Consider the following 13,451-nt stretch of genomic DNA (forward strand, 5'->3'; position numbering starts at 1 on the left):
CGATTCACGGTTTGGCGAGCACGTGGCGGGTGCGGTCGCCGATGGCCGGAACTCCGTTGCGACCACTGAGATCTTGGGCGTAGAGGGCAATCGCATAGGCGACCCCGCCGCCTTGAATGCCCAGCGACGTCCGGTCGATGTGTTCGAGCGTGTCGCCCTTTTGGTGGTAATTCGGATCGAACGGCTGATCGGCCGTTCCGCCCCACATCTTGGCCTGCTCGTCGGACTTCTTGACCTCCGCGCCCGAGAACAACCCGCCGGCTGGGATACCCGCGAGCGTGAAGCCGTCATAATCGGATCGGCCGTCGAACGAGGTGTCCTGCGCGGTCTTGCCGGCCGACTTCAGATACGCGACCAGAGTCCGCTCGATCCCGGCCGAACCCTCGGGCACCACCGGCTGGCCACGGGCATCCATCGGCAGCGACTGATCACCGTCGTAGGTGAAGTAACCGGGATTGGGTGAAGCCAGCATGTCGAAGTTGAGGTAGAGCGCGATGCTTTTCAGCGCGTCGAGGTCCAGCGACTCGACATAGTTGCGCGAACCGATCAACCCGAGTTCCTCGGCTCCCCAGAAGCCGAACCGCACCGCATTGTGGACCTGCGGCGAATTCCCCAGTTGCACAGCGGCTTCCAGAATCGCGGCCACACCGGAACCATTGTCATTGATGCCCGGGCCTTCGGGCACGCTGTCGAGATGTGCACCGGCCATCACCACGTCGGTCGGCGACCCGGTCTTGGTCTGCGCGATGACGTTGCGGGCTTTGAAACTTTGCGTCGTGGCGGTCAGTTTGACGGTGGTGGGTCCGGAGCGTTCGCGCAGTTGCAGTCCGACGGACTTGGTGACGCTGATTACCGGGATCTTCACGTCGGTGTTTGCTCCCAACGTGCCGCCCATCGTTTGTTCGTCGACGTTGTCGGCGACGATCAACGCTGCGACGCCACGCTGCGCGGCGGCGTCCTCTTTCTGGGCGAATTGGCAACTGCCGCGGTCGACAATGACGATCGCTCCCTGCGCCGGCAGCTTGTCGTAGTCCGACGGGGTGCACCCTGGGCTTTCCTCGGCGGGTGCGACCACCAGCGGCCCGGTTACTCCGTCGGGTCCGGTGCCCAGACTGAATTCCAGGGCGCGGGCCTCGACGGTCTGACCGGCGACGGTCACCGAGCCCTTGTCGGCATGGAACACGCGGGCGGAGAATTCCGGGGTCTGCACGTCAAAACCGCTGTTGCGCAACGTGTTGACGACGTAGTCCACACTGGCTTCGTAGCCCGGTGTTCCCACCGCACGGGTGCCGTCGTGGGCGTTTGCGATGTCTTGCAATTTGGACAGGTGCGCCATCATCGCGTCGGTAGTGACTTTGTTGCGCAACGTAGCGGCGAATTCGGCCGCGGCGGGATTACCGGCGGTGGGCTGCGACTGAGTCGACCCGCGGTGGCAGCCCACCAGCAACGACCCGACCAGCGCGGCAGCGGCGAGCACCGCAGACATGGTTCTGGATTTGTTCACCATCGCGCTCAGACTAGACGGACCCCCGGCACCCGCGCCGGTCAACCACCCATCCTGGTGCCCGGATCTTTTGCTACTCAGACGAACAGCGCGGCGAATGGCGGGACGGGCATATTGCGTATTACGAACCAGGCCGCCACCAGCGACAGCGTCACCGGCGCGGCCCAGCGATTGTGTTGCCAACTTCGAATCCGCCGACCGACCACGCGGCCGTAGGTCCAGGCCAGGTATGCCCAGATCAGCAGGGCCAGCGCCGCCAGGCCCAGAGCGTTGAACCTGGCGGCGGCCAACAGGTTGCCGTGCAGAAGGCTGTACAGCATTCGTAAGCTGCCGCACCCGGGGCAATCGATGCCCAGCAAGGCTTTGGTGGGGCAGGTGGGTAGTGGACCGTTGGGGGTGGTCGGGTCACCCACCCAGATCGCGGCGCACACCAACGTCGAAGCCGCGGCCACCACTAGTGGCGCACCAAGACGTAATTGCACCGACCCTGAGCGGGTCACCATTGCCGGTACCCGGCTTAAAGCATCGCCGCCATTGCGGCGTTCGTGTCAGTGTTCATCGCCCCCACGGCAATCAGGATGCCGTAGATGATGAGTGCCACCACACCGGCGATGACCGACCACTTGACCCACTTCTTGGCGTCCGCGGAGGCCGCTTGCGCCTCGGCGTATTGGCCTTGCGCCCACAGTCCGCTGACCTGAGAGGACTTCACGATCGCAACGATTCCGAGGGGAAGGCAGCAGAACAACGTCGCCAAGATCGACCACACCAAGTAGTTGTCCGGCTGTTGCCCAGCGGGCGGCTGCTGCGGCGGGTAACCGGGCGGTGGGGGCGGTGGTTGTGTCATGAACTCTCCAGTCAAGAGAAGTTAGCTGGCGTGAAGCGGTGCTTACCATACCGGAGAGCCGTCGCAACGGCACCACCAAACTGCAAACTTTTTGTCCGACGCGTTGGCACTGAGTTACCGACGGTGGTGGGCAGCTCGTTGACGCCCCGATCCGAGCCGAAGACGCACCTGCCGATTCCGGGTCTGCGCACTGCCGATCGTGCCTCGAGTGGGTGTCAAAGCTGCTGTGGTTGTTGGCCTTTGGCGGTGTCCACTCGAGTCGGCCGGGCAGCTGCACACCGGCCCGGCGGCAAATTCAGTCCTACACAGACAATTTCTTAGGGCACGAGTTGCATGGCGAAGTCACGGCAGGCTCATACAGATTGAGCAGAAAGCTCTGTTGTCAGACGTTCAAGAGAAATACACTCCGGGATGTCAGCGCCGCTGCACCGTCTATCCGGCGACCTAAGGAGTCAAGGATGTTGAACACCACTCATGCGCTTCGGGCAGCGACGGCTGCGGCGCTGCTGGGCAGCTTTGCCTGTCTGGGCACTGCGACCGCGAACGCAGATCCGACCGACACGCTCACCTCTTCTCTTTCGAAGGGTTACAGCACCAGCAACTGCGGCACGCAGGCGGTTTCGGAAGTGCAGTCCACCTTCCCCACGGTTCAGGCGATCATGGCGTGCGGGCAGAACGCCGACTCCGCCGGTCCGGCCTCGGCGAAGTACTTCCTATTCCCCAACAGCGCCGACCTGGCCAGCTCGTTCACCAAACTCATTGGTACAGACACCCTCACCAACTGTGGGGATGCCAAGTCGCCGACCACCTGGCACCAGGGCAGCAACAACGACTCGGCCGGACAGGTGGCCTGCGGCACCGATCAGGGCCAGGCCGAGGTCATTTGGACCGTCGACGCCAAGAACGTGTTGGCCTTCGTCCGTGCGTCCAACGGTGACACCTCGAGCCTGTACCAGTGGTGGCGCACCAACGGCTGACCTCACAACGCCGCGGCGATGAGTCTCGCCACGGCACGCATGCCGGCGCCGTTGGGATGCAGCGGCGCCGGTTTAGCGGGAACGGGCACACCAGGTTTCGTCGTCCACGCCTCGGTGGACCAGGCGTGGTGGTCGCGGCTGGCCGCGCCGGCGCGAACGATTTCGCACCCCGCCGTCTCGGCAGCCTCGGCCGTGCGTTGCTCGAGGGTGGCCGCGACGTGGCGGCCCAACGCCGCGTCGGCCTCCGATAGCGGCGGTGCGGGCACACCCGCCGGCGGCAGCACCGTGAGGTAGTCGACGAACAAGACCCGGGCATCGGGCGCCCGCTCGCGCACCGCGCGGCCGACCGAACACAACGCATCGAAGACCTCGGCTAGCGCGACTTGGCGCTGCCCTCGGTCGAGCAGCGGGCAAATCCTCTTGCCCAACAGCGGCACTCGCCGCGCGACGGTGGGCAATGAGGCCGCCACCAGCAACGGTATATAGCCGACGTCGTTGCCGCCGATGGTGATGGTGACCAGCGACTCCGAGCCGTCGAGTGCGGCCACTTGCGGCGGCGCGCCGTGTTGGCGATTGGCCAGGACATCGGCGGTGGTGGCACCGGAGTACGTCACGTCGACAAGTTGGAAGCCGTGTTCTTGGGCAACCAGATGCGGGTAGTTGCGGGCCGATCGTCCCGCTCTCCTCGGCGATCCGGCCGCGCGTGGCCGGATGCCCGGCCCGGCGGCCATCGAACTACCTAGCGCGACATAGCGTTTCATGTAAGGGTCGGGCTGGACGCTTGGGCCCAGAACCGTTTCGGGATCCGCCCGGCCCGGCGCGCCAGATAACCGGCTGTGACGGCGGCGTTCATCGCCGCGGCCATCGCCGGCGGATCGGCGGCTCGGGTCACCGCGGTGGCCAACAGCACAGCGTCGCAACCCAACTCCATCGCCAACGCGGCGTCACTGGCGGTGCCGATGCCCGCATCGAGCACGACCGGAACCCCGGCCCGCGCCACGATCATCTCGATGTTGTGCGGATTGTTGATGCCCAAGCCAGTGCCGATCGGCGCGCCCAACGGCATCACCGCCGCGCACCCGGTGTCTTCCAGCCGCCGCGCCAGCGCCGGGTCGTCGTTGGTGTAAGGCAGGACGACAAATCCGTCATCTACCAATTGCTCTGCGGCGCGGACCAATTCGACGGGATCGGGCAGCAGCGTGCGTTCGTCGGCGATCACTTCCAGCTTGACCCAGTTGGTGTTGAGCGCCTCCCGGGCCAACTGCGCGGTCAGCACCGCTTCGGCGGCCCCACAGCACCCGGCGGTGTTGGGCAGCGGCGTGATGCCGAGCCGGTTGAGCAGATCGAGGAGCCCGGTGCCGCCTTCGGCGTCGACCCGGCGCATCGCCACGGTCGTCAATTCGGTGCCCGAGGCGACCAACGCCTCTTCGAGCACCGCCAGATTGGTCGCACCCCCGGTGCCCATGATCAGCCTCGAAGAGAATGCGCGATCACCGATCGTCAGTTTCGCGTCAACCACCTTGCACCGCCGTCACCACTTCCAGTCGCACTGGTTCGGGTAATTCCGAGACCCGTCGGGCCCATTCCGATCGGGGCAGCACCGAGAAGTCCTGCGCTACCGCCACGCCCCGGTCGGGATAGCCGAGCCGCTCGAGCAACGCGGCCACCGTCGTCTGGGCGTCCACCTCGACTTGGTGGTCGTTGACCGTCACGATCATCGGTGCGCTCCAACCGGAACAAGTTCGGCGACTATTTGCTCGGCGGTCCACGGCGCCAACAGGAAACCGGACCGTCCGTGCCCGGCGGCCACCAGCGTCCGCTCGTCCAGACGGTGCACCAGGGGCACGTTTTCCGGCGTCATGGGCCGCAATCCCGCGGCGCACTCGGCCAACTCGTATTCGCCCAGCGCGGGCAACACCGCGCAGGCGTCATCGAGTAGGTCGCGCACCCCGGAGACCGCCGGGGCGGTGTCACGGCCGTGTTCGTACTGGGTGGCACCGACCACCACGCCGTCCGCGCGGGGCACCAGGTATACCTGCCGTCCATGCACCCGGGCGCGAATCACCCGGCCCGGCGACGGCATACATCCTTTGCGCCAGCGCAGCCGCAGCACTTCGCCCTTCACCGGCCGCACGGGCAGGCCCGGCCACAACGAGGGCGCGTCGATGCCGTTGGCGATCACTACGGCGTCGGCGGCCACGGTCGACAACTCACGCACCGGCGGCGCCCACCGCACGCCCAGCCGCTCACAATCCGCGCTCAGCGCGTCGAGCAGCGCGCGGTTGTCCACCGCCAGCTCGGTGGGTGCCCGAAAACCGTGCCGGATGCCTTGGGCCAGCAGTGGTTCGAGGTCCCGCATCGCCGACTCCCACACCACCGGGTGCCCCTGCTCGGACAACCAGTCGGCGACGGTGCGCAGATCGGCAATGTCGGCCCGGTCGACGGCCACCACCAACGACTCGCGGGCGGTGATCACCTCCGGCGGCAGCCGGTCGAGGAATCCGCTTTCGTGCCACAAGCGCAGCGACTCCAAGCCGAGCCGCAGTAGCCGTTCCTCACCCGGCCACGCTTCGCTGTGCGGGGCCAGCATGCCGGCGGCGACCCAGGATGCGCCGCGGTCGCTGCTGCGGTGCACGCGCACGGCCCAGCCGGCTTGCGCGGCCCGGCGGGCGATCGACAGCCCGATGACACCGCCGCCGATGACGGCTAGGGACCCCGCGGGGGTGGAGGGCATTGGCTGCTCCCTTCGCCGGCATGACCCGGATCAGGTGTGACGGTCAGGACAGGCCCAGACGTCTTCTGGTGGTGTCCACTCTCAGCCCCGCTGGTACCCGGGACTCCCGTGCTCTTCGCCGTCCACGCTAGCGCGATAACGTCGCTTTGTGCACAGCCCCCGTACCAGCGCCCGTGCCCGGTTGGCGACGGCCACGCTTTATCTGTGCACCGATGCACGTCGCGAGCGCGGTGACTTGGCCGAGTTCGCCGACGCCGCCCTGGCCGGCGGTGTCGACATCATCCAGTTGCGCGACAAGGGCTCGCCGGGCGAACAGCGGTTCGGCCCGCTCGAGGCGCGCGACGAACTGGCGGCCCTGGCGGTGCTCGCCGACGCGGCGCGCCGCCACGGCGCCCTGCTGGCCGTCAACGACCGCGCCGACATCGCTCGCGCGGCCGGAGCCGACGTGCTGCACCTGGGTCAACGCGACCTGCCGCCGCAGCTCGCGCGCGAGCTCGTCGGGCCCGACATGGTGATCGGCTTGTCCAGTCACGACCCCGACCAGGCCCGGTCGGCGGCCGCGGCGGGCGACTACTTCTGCGTCGGCCCGTGCTGGCCCACCCCGACCAAGCCGGGCCGCGCGGCGCCCGGTTTAGACCTGGTGCGCAGCGCCGCGCAACTCGCCGTCGGCATACCGTGGTTCGCCATCGGTGGCATCGATGCGCAGCGGCTGCCCGAGGTGCTTGCGGCCGGCGCGCGCCGCATCGTGGTGGTCCGCGCGATCACGGCGGCGGACGACCCGCGCGCCGCGGCGCAGCAGCTCAGCTTGGCGCTTGCAGCAGCGAGCTGATCCGCCGGCTCAGCTGCGAGGGCGCCTCGTCGGCCTGAAGTGGAGGGCCCGGCATGCACCACACGAAGACTCCGGACTCGACCTCCATGGTGCGCGGCAGCCGCTGACGGCGTTCGTCACCGTCACCCAGCGGCACGGTCGCCGGGGCGGTGCGCAACCGCTGCCAGCTGGCCGCGAAACCGGGGTGCAACGGCAGGTCGGCCACCTCGTCCTCGCCGACCCAGCGCAGCTCGGCGCTCTCGTGATTGGGCACCGTATGCAGCAATTCAACGGCATCGGCGACGACGGTGGTGTAGGTCCAATTGGTGCCGCTCGCCACGGCGGTGACCACTGCGGCCCGCACGGTGACCCGGTCGGCGGCCAATCCCGCCTCCTCGTGGGCTTCTCGGACCGCGGTCTGCTCGGGCGTCTCGTGGCTGTCGCGGGCGCCGCCGGGCAGTCCCCAGGTGCCGCCCTGATGGCTCCACACCGCCCGATGCTGCAGCAGCACGGCGGGGGTGCCGTCGGGACGCGGCGCGCGAAGTAACAGACCGGCCGCGCCGAACCTGCCCCAGTAGGGGACGCCGCTGTCGGATACGACCCATCCGTCACCGTCGCCCCGCACGAGTTCAGGATAGGCAGACTGTTCGATGAGGTTCCTTGCAATTGGGGTCCAATTGGCTCCGCCTGCCCCCATCTGTCGGAACATTCTCTTAGAATTCGCTTATTCGGGTTCGACATGGTCGAAAGATGAGGTCCGAGCAGACGTGACGGTTGAGCTGGCGCACCCGTCGACCGAGCCGCTGGGGTTGCGCTCGCCCGTGGAACCGGCTCACCCGCGCTGGTGGTTCGTCTCGACGACGCCCGGCCGCATCCTGACCATCGGCATCGTCTTGGCGGCGCTCGGCGTGGCCAGCGCCTTCGCCACCTCGACGACCATCAACCACCGCCAGCAGGTGCTGACCACCGTGCTGGAGCACACCGAGCCGCTGTCCTATGCGGCCGGACGGCTGTACACGACGCTGTCGGTGGCGGACGCCGCGGCGGCCACCGCGTTCATCGCCCAAGCCGAACCGCGCGCGGTGCGGCTGCGCTACGAGCAGGCCATCACCGATGCCGCCGTGGCGGTGACCCGGGCGTCCAGCGGACTCACCGACGAACGATTGGTGCAGTTGCTGGGCCGGATCAACGCCGAGTTGGCGGTCTATACCGGGCTGATCGAAATTGCCCGCACCAACAACCGAGCCGGCAATCCGGTGGGTTCGTCGTATCTGTCGGAGGCATCGGGGCTGATGCAGTCGACGATTCTGCCTGACGCCCAGCAGCTTTATCAGGCGACGTCGGCGCGGGTGGACAGTGAGACTACCGCGTCGACCCAGATCCCGGCGCCGGTGATCCTGGTCGTCACCACGACGGTGGTGTTCGGTGCGTTCTCGCATCGCTGGTTGGCCCGGCGCACCCGCAGGCGCATCAACCCAGGTCTGGTGGTCGGTGCGCTCGGTATCCTCGTCATGGTGGTGTGGGTCGGAACTGCCCTGACAATTTCCACCACTGCCAGCCGCAGCGCCAAAGACACCGCCGCCGAGTCGCTCAAGAACATCACCAATCTGGCGATCACCGCGCAGCAGGCGCGCGCCGACGAGACCCTGTCGTTGATCCGGCGCGGCGACGAAGAGGTTCGCAAGCAGGCGTTCTACCAACGGATCGACCGCATGCACCGTCAGCTGGCCGAGTACATGGCCCGCAACGACGCCGTCGACAAGCCCGACCTGCAAGGCGCCGACCAGTTGCTGGTGCGTTGGCAGCAGGCCAATGACCGGATCAATTCCTACATCTCGGTCGGCAACTATCGGGCCGCCACGCAGGTCGCGCTCGGCAAAGGCGAGAACGACTCCACCCCAGCGTTCGACAAGCTGGACGAGGCGCTGACCAAAGCCATGGATCAAAGCCGCAACCATCTGCGCAACGACGTGCTCAACGCCCATGCCGGGCTGGCCGGCGCCCAGGTGGGCGGCGTGGTGCTCAGCCTGGGCGCGGCCATCGCGGTCGCCCTCGGCCTGTGGCCCCGGCTGAAAGAGTATCGGTGATGACGCGGCTGCCCCTCCCCCGGCGGGCCCTGGGCGTGCTCGCGGTGGCGCTGCTGCTGGCCGGATGCGGGCACACCGAGCCGCTGAAGGTGGAGGCGACGCCGACGCTGCCGCTGCCCACACCGGTGGGCATGGAAGAGATGCCGATGCAGCCGCCGCTGCCCCCGGACAACACCAGCCAGGGCTGCAACCCGACGGCCAGCCTGCGCCCGTTCCCCAACAAGGCCGACGCCGAGGCGGCGGTGGCCAACATCCGCGCCCGCGGGCGGCTGATCGTGGGGCTGGACATCGGCAGCAACCTGTTCAGCTTCCGCGACCCGATCACCGGGGAGATCACTGGCTTCGACGTCGACATCGCCGGGGAGATCGCGCGCGACATCTTCGGTGTGCCCAGCCACGTCGAATACCGGATCCTATCGGCCGACGAGCGCATCACCGCGCTGCAGAAATCGCAGGTCGACGTCGTCGTGAAGACCATGACCATCACCTGTGAGCGCCGCAAGCTGGTCAACTTCTCCACCGTCTACCTCGACGCCAACCAACGCATCCTGGCCCCGCGCGACTCGCCGATCTCCAAGGTTTCCGACCTGTCCGGCAAGCGGGTCTGCGTGGCCCGCGGCACCACCTCGCTGCGGCGGATCCGCGAGATCGCCCCACCGCCGATCGTGGTGTCGGTGGTCAACTGGGCCGACTGTCTGGTGGCGTTGCAGCAACGCGAGATCGACGCAGTGAGCACCGACGACTCGATTTTGGCGGGACTGGTGGAAGAGGATCCGTACCTGCATATTGTGGGGCCCAACATGGCCACCCAGCCCTACGGCATCGGAATCAACCTGGACAACACCGGCCTGGTCCGGTTCGTCAACGGCACCCTGGAACGCATCCGCGGTGACGGCACGTGGAACACCCTGTACCGCAAGTGGTTGACGGTGCTCGGTCCCGCGCCGCTGCCGCCCGCGCCGAGGTATCTGGACTGATGGGCAAGCCCACGCAGAACGCGGACGACGACCTCCGGACCGAGCAATCGGTCCCCGCCGAGCAGCGCGACAACGAAGAGGCCGCGCGCGATACCGGCACCCAGGCCGCCGACGTGCAGACCGGTTCGGCGGCGGGCAGCCGGCCGGTGGCCACCCAGGCGCTGTTCCGCCCGGATTTCGACGATGACGACGACGACGATTTCGCGATCTCCGTCGGCACCATGGACACCCAGCCGCAAGATCAGATGACGGCGGCGACGCGGGCGTTGCCGCAGGTCCGCAAGCTCGGTGGCGGCCTGGTCGAGATCCCGCGAGTACCGGACATCGATCCGCTCAAGGCGTTGATGACCAATCCGGTGGTGCCGGAGAACAAGCGGTTCTGCTGGAACTGCGGGCGGCCGGTCGGCCGGTCCGGGTCGGAGGGCGAGGGCGCCTCCGAAGGCTGGTGCCCGTACTGCGGCAGTCCTTACTCGTTCTTGCCCCAGCTCAACCCCGGCGACGTCGTCGCCGGCCAGTACGAGGTCAAGGGCTGCATCGCGCACGGCGGCCTGGGGTGGGTGTATCTGGCCGTCGACCACAACGTCAACGACCGCCCGGTGGTGCTCAAGGGTCTGGTGCATTCCGGGGACGCCGAGGCCCAAGCAATCGCCATGGCCGAACGGCAGTTCTTGGCCGAGGTGGTGCACCCGCAGATCGTCCAGATCTTCAACTTCGTCGAGCACGAGGACAAGCACGGCGACCCCGTCGGCTACATCGTCATGGAGTACATCGGCGGTCAGTCGCTCAAACGGGGCCGCGGCGAGAAGCTGCCGGTCGCCGAGGCGATCGCCTACCTGCTCGAGATCCTGCCCGCGTTGAGCTACCTGCATTCGATCGGCCTGGTCTACAACGACCTCAAGCCGGAGAACATCATGCTCACCGAGGAGCAGCTGAAGCTGATCGACCTGGGCGCGGTGTCGCGGATCAACTCGTTCGGATATCTCTATGGCACTCCGGGCTTCCAGGCGCCGGAGATCGTGCGGACCGGGCCGACGGTGGCCACCGACATCTACACCGTGGGGCGCACGCTGGCGGCGCTGACGCTGAACCTGCGTACCCGCAACGGCCGGTATCTGGATGGCCTGCCCGAAGACGATCCGGTGCTGAGCCAGTACGACTCGTTCGGCCGGTTGCTGCGCCGCGCCATCGACCCCGATCCTCGGCGGCGCTTTGGCACCACCGAGGAACTGTCGGCCCAGATGATGGGCGTGCTGCGCGAAGTGGTGGCCGCCGACACCGGGGTGCCGCGGCCGGGTTTGTCCACCATCTTCAGTCCCAGTCGCTCCACGTTCGGAGTGGACCTGCTGGTCGCGCACACCGACGTGTACCTGGATGGGCAGGTGCACTCGGAGAAGCTGACCGCCAAGGAGATCGTCACCGCGTTGTCGGTGCCGTTGGTCGATCCGACCGATGTCGCGGCCTCGGTGCTGCAGGCGACGGTGCTCTCCCAGCCGGTGCAGACGCTGGACTCGCTGCGCGCCGCGCGACACGGCGCGCTGGACGCCGACGGCGCGGACCTGTCGGAGTCGATCGAGCTGCCGCTGATGGAGGTGCGCGCGCTGCTGGATCTCGGTGACGTCAGCAAGGCCACCCGAAAGCTCGACGACCTGGCCGAGCGGGTGGGCTGGCGTTGGCGATTGGTGTGGTATCGGGCCGTCGCGGAGTTGCTGACCGGCGATTACGACTCGGCGACACGGCATTTCACCGAGGTGCTGGATACCTTCCCCGGGGAGTTGGCGCCCAAGTTGGCGCTGGCCGCCACCGCCGAGTTGGCCGGTGACACCGATCAGCACAACTTCTACCGGACGGTGTGGCAGACCAACGACGGGGTGATCTCAGCGGCGTTCGGGTTGGCCAGGGCGCTGTCGGCGCAGGGCGACCGGACCGGTGCGGTGCGGGTGCTCGACGAAGTCCCGCCCACCTCAAGGCATTTCACGACCGCGCGACTGACCAGTGCGGTGACGTTGTTGTCCGGGCGCTCGACGAGTGAGATCACCGAGGAGCAGATCCGCGACGCGGCCCGGCGGGTCGAGGCGCTGCCGCCGACCGAGCCGCGGGTGTTGCAGATCCGTGCGCTGGTGCTGGGCGGGGCGATGGATTGGCTGGAAGACAATCAGGCCAGCACCAACCACATCCTGGGCTTCCCGTTCACCGAACACGGATTGCGGCTGGGGGTCGAGGCGTCGCTGCGCCAACTGGCCCGCGTCGCGCCCACCCAGCGGCATCGCTACACGCTGGTCGACATGGCCAACAGGGTGCGGCCGACGAGTACGTTCTAGCGGTTTCGGGGCTCGGCGTCGAGCGTGCGCTCTTGGCGTCGAATGTGCGCTCTTGGCGCCGAGTGTGCGGCTGCGGCGGCCAATGCCCGCAAATCCCGCCCTGGACGCTCAGTCAAAGCCGTGAGCGCACAACCGATTCCGCGATGGCCTCGCGGACCCGCCGCAGAATGTCGACGGGCCGATCCTCCACGACGACGCGGACGATGATCCACCCCATCCGCTCAAGCATTTCGATCCGGCGCAGATCCTTGACGTATTGTCGTCGATCGGTCCGGTGTTGGTCACCGTCATACTCGACGGCGACCAAATGCTCCGGCCAACCGAGATCCAGATACGCAACTGGTATGCCGTCCACACCCAACACCGGAATCTGCGTCTGCGGCCGAGGCAACCCCGCGTCGATCAGCAGCAGCCGCAGATAGCTCTCGCGAGGCGACTGTGCGCCCGGGTCAACCAGTTCCAGCGCGGATTCCAGACGCCGCAGTCCTCGTGCGCCACGGTGGCATTGCGCCACCGTCAACACATCGTCGACTTTAAAACCGGTAGCGCGGGCCAATGTGTCCAATCGCGCGACCGCCGAGCGGATCGCCCCGCGCCGACCGATGTCGAACGCGGTGCGTTCGGGTGTGGTCACCGGCAACCCGTCCACGCTCTGCGTTTCCCCGTCATGCAACGCCTCGCGGCGCGTCATGACGCCCACCGGCGGTCGCGTGTTGGGATGAACGAGTTCGACCGGAACCTCGTCGGGAATCCACTCGGCGCCGTGCAGCGCCGCGGCGGCCGCGCCGGTGATGGTCGCTTGGCGGTGCGACCAGAGCCAAGCCGCAACGATGCGCCGCCGCAGTGACGGCTCGACGTCGTTGGCCAGGTATACGTTCGGGTAGACCGCGCGGAACCTGGTCCGCAGTTGATGCCGGTTCAACGCCCCGCGCGCCAACGCTTCACTGCCGATGAACGGTTCCCCGAGATCCATGCGAGCACAGTCGCACGACGAGCATCACCCGCGTGTTCAGCTATCCACAGGCCGGCCCAGTGTGCGCTGATGGCCTCGAGTGAGCGCCCAGGGCGGGATTCGCGGCGGATCGCCGCCGCCACCGCACACTCGACGCGCAGGCTTCACACTCGACGGCAAAGCCAAATCAAGCCACGATCTAGAGCGACGCCACCACGCCGGCGCAATCGCGGGCGATAGCCAGCTC

Annotated in this window: 14 protein-coding genes and 1 riboswitch; of the genes, 5 read left to right on the forward strand and 9 right to left on the reverse strand. The window is 67.5% G+C overall.

Translation table 11 applies throughout. The annotated features are described in order from the left end of the window. Window positions 1–4 precede the first annotated feature (4 nt). The 3 genes from A9W95_RS03100 to A9W95_RS03110 form a co-directional block, all read right to left on the reverse strand. The gene (locus tag A9W95_RS03100; protein ID WP_067409170.1) at window positions 5–1,507 is read right to left on the reverse strand and encodes a M28 family metallopeptidase; all 1,503 of its coding nucleotides are present in this window, start codon (window positions 1,505–1,507) and stop codon (window positions 5–7) included. Between the two features lie 74 nt (window positions 1,508–1,581). Beyond that, a complete protein-coding gene (locus A9W95_RS03105; protein WP_067409171.1) occupies window positions 1,582–2,007 on the reverse strand; it encodes a DUF2752 domain-containing protein in 426 nt (141 codons plus the stop codon). 14 nt (window positions 2,008–2,021) lie between these two features. Continuing rightward, window positions 2,022–2,351, reverse strand: a complete 330-nt coding sequence (locus A9W95_RS03110) for a CD225/dispanin family protein (protein ID WP_067409172.1) — start codon at window positions 2,349–2,351, stop codon at window positions 2,022–2,024. A 458-nt stretch (window positions 2,352–2,809) separates the two neighbouring features. On the opposite strand from A9W95_RS03110, the gene A9W95_RS03115 reads away from it, so the two are divergent. Continuing rightward, window positions 2,810–3,328: a hypothetical protein gene (locus tag A9W95_RS03115; protein WP_067409173.1), complete on the forward strand. Its 519-nt coding sequence runs from the start codon at window positions 2,810–2,812 to the stop codon at window positions 3,326–3,328. Between the two features lie 2 nt (window positions 3,329–3,330). On the opposite strand, the gene A9W95_RS03120 is transcribed toward A9W95_RS03115, so the two are convergent. The 4 genes from A9W95_RS03120 to thiO all read right to left on the reverse strand — a co-directional run bounded on the left by A9W95_RS03120 (window position 3,331) and on the right by thiO (window position 6,062). Then, window positions 3,331–4,089, reverse strand: coding sequence for an SGNH/GDSL hydrolase family protein (locus tag A9W95_RS03120; RefSeq protein ID WP_067409174.1), 759 nt, complete (start codon window positions 4,087–4,089; stop codon window positions 3,331–3,333). Then, window positions 4,086–4,847 (reverse strand): thiazole synthase, encoded by a 762-nt coding sequence (locus A9W95_RS03125; protein WP_067409175.1) that lies wholly within the window; start codon window positions 4,845–4,847, stop codon window positions 4,086–4,088. Before A9W95_RS03125 ends, A9W95_RS03120 begins: the two co-directional genes overlap by 4 nt. After that, window positions 4,840–5,046: a sulfur carrier protein ThiS gene (gene thiS, locus A9W95_RS03130; RefSeq protein WP_067409176.1), complete on the reverse strand. Its 207-nt coding sequence runs from the start codon at window positions 5,044–5,046 to the stop codon at window positions 4,840–4,842. Before thiS ends, A9W95_RS03125 begins: the two co-directional genes overlap by 8 nt. Then, entirely contained in the window at window positions 5,043–6,062 is a 1,020-nt protein-coding gene (thiO, locus tag A9W95_RS03135) for a glycine oxidase ThiO (protein ID WP_067409177.1), read from the reverse strand. Before thiO ends, thiS begins: the two co-directional genes overlap by 4 nt. Then, window positions 6,053–6,182: riboswitch (TPP riboswitch) on the reverse strand. It overlaps the preceding gene by 10 nt. Before the next feature lie 28 nt (window positions 6,183–6,210). Between thiO and thiE the strand changes: the two genes are divergently transcribed. Continuing rightward, window positions 6,211–6,891 (forward strand): thiamine phosphate synthase, encoded by a 681-nt coding sequence (gene thiE, locus A9W95_RS03140; RefSeq protein WP_067409178.1) that lies wholly within the window; start codon window positions 6,211–6,213, stop codon window positions 6,889–6,891. Here the strand turns inward: thiE and A9W95_RS03145 are convergent. Beyond that, window positions 6,863–7,495, reverse strand: a complete 633-nt coding sequence (locus tag A9W95_RS03145) for an NUDIX hydrolase (protein WP_067409179.1) — start codon at window positions 7,493–7,495, stop codon at window positions 6,863–6,865. The genes thiE and A9W95_RS03145 overlap by 29 nt on opposite strands. A gap of 142 nt (window positions 7,496–7,637) precedes the next feature. Here A9W95_RS03145 and glnX point away from each other — a divergent pair, with 142 nt between their 5' ends. The 3 genes from glnX to A9W95_RS03160 are packed head-to-tail and all read left to right on the forward strand — an operon-like array spanning window position 7,638 to window position 12,252. Then, window positions 7,638–8,957: a protein kinase G-activating protein GlnX gene (gene glnX, locus A9W95_RS03150; RefSeq protein WP_067409180.1), complete on the forward strand. Its 1,320-nt coding sequence runs from the start codon at window positions 7,638–7,640 to the stop codon at window positions 8,955–8,957. Next, window positions 8,957–9,934: a glutamate ABC transporter substrate-binding protein gene (locus tag A9W95_RS03155; RefSeq protein WP_067409181.1), complete on the forward strand. Its 978-nt coding sequence runs from the start codon at window positions 8,957–8,959 to the stop codon at window positions 9,932–9,934. The genes glnX and A9W95_RS03155 overlap by 1 nt, the downstream gene beginning before the upstream one ends. Next, window positions 9,934–12,252 carry a serine/threonine-protein kinase PknG gene (locus A9W95_RS03160; protein WP_067409182.1) on the forward strand — a complete coding sequence of 773 codons (2,319 nt, stop codon included), beginning with the start codon at window positions 9,934–9,936 and terminating at the stop codon, window positions 12,250–12,252. The genes A9W95_RS03155 and A9W95_RS03160 overlap by 1 nt, the downstream gene beginning before the upstream one ends. Window positions 12,253–12,364: 112 nt before the next feature. On the opposite strand, the gene A9W95_RS03165 is transcribed toward A9W95_RS03160, so the two are convergent. Further along, window positions 12,365–13,225 (reverse strand): hypothetical protein, encoded by an 861-nt coding sequence (locus tag A9W95_RS03165; protein WP_067409183.1) that lies wholly within the window; start codon window positions 13,223–13,225, stop codon window positions 12,365–12,367. Window positions 13,226–13,451: the final 226 nt, after the last annotated feature.

The sequence above is a fragment of the Mycobacterium sp. 1423905.2 genome, assembly GCF_001673155.1.
GTDB lineage: Bacteria > Actinomycetota > Actinomycetes > Mycobacteriales > Mycobacteriaceae > Mycobacterium.

Bases quoted from the DNA above. Each gene is read 5' to 3' on its own strand.
- A9W95_RS03155 (WP_067409181.1), top strand. From the start codon at position 8,957: ATGACGCGGCTGCCCCTCCCCCGGCGGGCCCTGGGCGTGCTCGCGGTG.
- A9W95_RS03100 (WP_067409170.1), bottom strand. From the start codon at position 1,507: ATGGTGAACAAATCCAGAACCATGTCTGCGGTGCTCGCCGCTGCCGCG.
- A9W95_RS03110 (WP_067409172.1), bottom strand. From the start codon at position 2,351: ATGACACAACCACCGCCCCCACCGCCCGGTTACCCGCCGCAGCAGCCG.
- A9W95_RS03105 (WP_067409171.1), bottom strand. From the start codon at position 2,007: ATGGTGACCCGCTCAGGGTCGGTGCAATTACGTCTTGGTGCGCCACTA.
- thiS (WP_067409176.1), bottom strand. From the start codon at position 5,046: ATGATCGTGACGGTCAACGACCACCAAGTCGAGGTGGACGCCCAGACG.
- thiO (WP_067409177.1), bottom strand. From the start codon at position 6,062: ATGCCCTCCACCCCCGCGGGGTCCCTAGCCGTCATCGGCGGCGGTGTC.
- A9W95_RS03165 (WP_067409183.1), bottom strand. From the start codon at position 13,225: ATGGATCTCGGGGAACCGTTCATCGGCAGTGAAGCGTTGGCGCGCGGG.
- A9W95_RS03115 (WP_067409173.1), top strand. From the start codon at position 2,810: ATGTTGAACACCACTCATGCGCTTCGGGCAGCGACGGCTGCGGCGCTG.
- A9W95_RS03160 (WP_067409182.1), top strand. From the start codon at position 9,934: ATGGGCAAGCCCACGCAGAACGCGGACGACGACCTCCGGACCGAGCAA.
- A9W95_RS03120 (WP_067409174.1), bottom strand. From the start codon at position 4,089: ATGAAACGCTATGTCGCGCTAGGTAGTTCGATGGCCGCCGGGCCGGGC.